We start from the raw sequence: 3,125 nt of genomic DNA on the forward strand, positions 1-3,125 counted from the left end.
GTGCCGGTGACCTGACGGCCAGCGCCGGTTCCGAGCAGCACCGCGGCCAGTGCGCCGGCCGCCAGCGGATTGTCCTTGGCCATCTGCACCGCCTGACCCCCTTTGTCGCGGACGGTCGACCCCGTTCCGGGAATTTGCGAGCCGAGCAGATCGTCGAGGAGCTTCTTGGGATCGAACATCAATGCCTCCAGAATTGGCCCGGCCGAACGTGGACGGGCGGGTTTTCGGACGTTGAAGAGGTAGGCCCCGCATATTGACATTACAATGACCGATGAGCGCTTTGCCAATGATGGCGGAAACGAGATGATGTCAGGATCTGCCGTCTCCTAACGCATCGGCCCGAAATGCAATGTGTTGCAGCGTAATTTGTGCGTCCAGCCGACGCACGTCCTCTAACGTCCGATGTGCGGAGCCCTGCCTTGCGCTTCTGCAAGCTCGACCTGGCGCTGACGCTCGGCGTAGCGCGCGCGATCCTCGTCGGAACGGGCATCGAAGCAATGCGGGCATGAGATGCCGGCGGCGTATTTCGGCGATAACAGGTCCTGCCCGATCAGCGGATGCCGGCAGGCGCGACACAGTTCCGCCTCACCCTCGACCAGCCCGTGCGACACCGAGACGCGCTCGTCGAAGACGAAGCACTCGCCCTGCCAGAGGCTCTGTTCGGCGGGCACCTCTTCGAGATATTTCAGGATACCTCCCTTGAGATGGAACACTTCCTCGAAGCCGAGCGACTTCACATAGGCCGTTGCCTTCTCGCAGCGTATGCCGCCGGTGCAGAACATGGCCACCGTCCGGCCGACGAGCTCGGCCCGGTGCTGCTCGACCCAGGCCGGGAATTCGCGAAAGCTCGTCGTGGCGGGATCGACCGCGCCCTTGAAGGTGCCGATCGATACCTCGTAGGCATTGCGCGTGTCGATGACGATCGTGCCCGCATCCGAGATCAGTGCGTTCCAATCGGCCGGTGCCACATAGGTGCCGGCGCTTGCCGCCGGATCGATATCCCTAACGCCCATGGTGACGATCTCGCGCTTCAGCCGCACCTTCATGCGGTGGAACGGCGTCTGCGCGGCGCTGCTGTACTTGACCTCGAGACCGGCGAGACCGTCGATGGATTGGAGATGATCGATGAGCGCGGCGATGTCAGCTTCGCTGCCGGCGACCGTGCCGTTGATGCCCTCATGCGCCAGAAGCAGCGTGCCCTTGATACTGCGTCCGCAGCAAAAGGCGGCGAGTGGTGCGCGCAACGCCTCGAAGCCGTCGAGCCGGGCAAACCTGTAGAGCGCGGCAACGCGGAAAGGTTGATTGGGCAGTGTCATCGCCGAAGCCACTAAACGCTCATGAAAGCCGATTCAAGGCTGACGCGTGGATCAGCCTCTCCCTGGTGGCTTTGACGGCCGGTGCTGACGGCCTTGCCGGCAGTGCGTGACATCGCGACACGCTTCGTTTCGTGGACAGAAAAACGGCCTTCTGCTAACCGGTTGAACGGATCAATACCGGAGAGACGACAATGCCCAGCAAGACCGAAAAGCTCCTGTCGCTCCTCAACGGCCAACCGGTAATCCCGGTGCTGAAGATCGCCAACGTCGCCGATGCCGTGCCGCTGGCGCGTGCCCTGGCGCGCGGCGGCCTGCCGGCGATCGAGATCACGCTGCGGACAGCTGACGCGCTGGAGGCGATCCGGCTTGTGGCAAGCAAAGTCGAGGACGCCGTCGTCGGCGCCGGCACCATTCTGGACGCCCGCCAGTTCGGCGAGGCGGCAGCAGTCGGCTCCAAGTTCATCGTCAGCCCCGGCATCACTCGCGAGCTTCTGGCGGCGGCGAAGGACAGCGACGTTCCGTTGCTGCCCGGTGCCATCACGCCGGGTGAGATCATGGCCGCCCGCGAGGCAGGCTTGCGTTTCCTGAAATTCTTCCCAGCGGAACAGTCGGGCGGCATCGCGTCGCTCAAGGCATTCGCCTCGCCGCTGGCCGATGTGCAATTCTGTCCGACCGGCGGCATCACCGGCAAGAACGCCGCCGACTATCTGAGCTTGCCCAACGTCATCTGCGTCGGCGGCTCCTGGGTGGCGCCGGACGATTTGGTCAAGGCCCGCAGGTGGGACGAAATCGAGGCGTTGGCGCGCGCGGCGAGCAAGCTCGGGCGGTAGGAAACCCAAGCGGACTGGCTGCATCGCGGCGTTTGTTTGCGAACAGCAAAAAGCCGCGCGGGTTGTCCGACGCGGCTTTGTTTTGCTTGGTCGATCCGCTACTTGGTCTGGAAGCGGGCTACCGACATGAACTTGACGGCATTGCCGGTGAACCGGTTGGCGTCGGCCAGCTGATCGTTCGGCTGGAAGCCCGCGGTGTAGACCTCGGTCGGCGGCGTGTGCACGATATTGTAGGCATAGCGCGGCGCCGTCGTCGCGCGGGAGACGGTGGCGACATTCTCGCCGCTGTTCAATGCCCAGCGCGCGGCCTTCGGCTCGGCGGCGACCACCACGGATTTGGGACCAGGCTTCAGGTCACGGGCGGTTGCCCTGGCTGCCTTGCGGGTGGTCTTCACACCCGCACCGATCGCCGCGGCCGGATCCGAGCCGGCCGGACGGGTAAAGACAGCCTCGCGCGGCGATGCGGCATTGCCGTTCGCCGGATCGCTAAGAATCGAGCTCGGCTGGGAGAGCGAAGCGACCTGGTATTCGTCGGTTGCGCTGACCCGCTCGAGGACGGCCTTGACCGCATCGGATTGAACCTGGTCCGTCTGGGCCAAATCGGGCCGCTTCAAGTCGGGCCGGGCCAAATCAGGCTGGGCCAAGTCAGGCTGCGCCAGATCGGGCCGAGCCGACGGCAGCACCGGGAACGCATCGGTAGCGGTCTTGCCGTTCCCGGCCGTATCCGCCAGCGCCAGAAGCACATCCTTGTCCTGCGGCGCAAGGTCGGCCGCTGCAAGGTCGGCCGGCAGCGAGTGATCGGGACGCCAGGTCGGCAACGGAATGTTGTTGGCGGCAACCTGCGCCGCATCGGCGACAGCGGACGGCTCGGCCATGCCGAAGGGAGCGCTTGCCGGCGCTTGCGCGGTCGCCACCGCCTGTTCAGTGGTGGCAGTGGCATCCGCCACGCCGAACGGAACGTTTTCGGGCGGCTGAGCGC

2 protein-coding genes and 2 pseudogenes are annotated in these 3,125 nt (G+C 65.1%); 1 reads left to right on the top strand and 3 read right to left on the bottom strand.

Annotated features, from left to right (window positions below; translation table 11 throughout):
- A pseudogene (locus tag EOA86_RS40710) lies at window positions 1-179 on the bottom strand (tellurite resistance TerB family protein); the annotation flags it as partial.
- Window positions 180-392: 213 nt separating this feature from the next.
- Window positions 393-1,316: a rhodanese-related sulfurtransferase gene (locus EOA86_RS28320; RefSeq protein WP_128344690.1), complete on the bottom strand. Its 924-nt coding sequence runs from the start codon at window positions 1,314-1,316 to the stop codon at window positions 393-395.
- 191 nt (window positions 1,317-1,507) lie between these two features.
- Here EOA86_RS28320 and EOA86_RS28325 point away from each other — a divergent pair, with 191 nt between their 5' ends.
- Window positions 1,508-2,146: a 2-dehydro-3-deoxy-phosphogluconate aldolase gene (locus EOA86_RS28325; protein WP_128344691.1), complete on the top strand. Its 639-nt coding sequence runs from the start codon at window positions 1,508-1,510 to the stop codon at window positions 2,144-2,146.
- Window positions 2,147-2,244: 98 nt separating this feature from the next.
- On the opposite strand, the pseudogene EOA86_RS28330 reads toward EOA86_RS28325, so the two are convergent.
- Window positions 2,245-3,125: pseudogene (locus EOA86_RS28330) on the bottom strand (peptidase M15); the annotation flags it as partial.

The organism is Mesorhizobium sp. M5C.F.Ca.IN.020.32.2.1, from assembly GCF_004023105.1.
Taxonomy (GTDB): Bacteria; Pseudomonadota; Alphaproteobacteria; order Rhizobiales; family Rhizobiaceae; genus Mesorhizobium; species Mesorhizobium wenxiniae.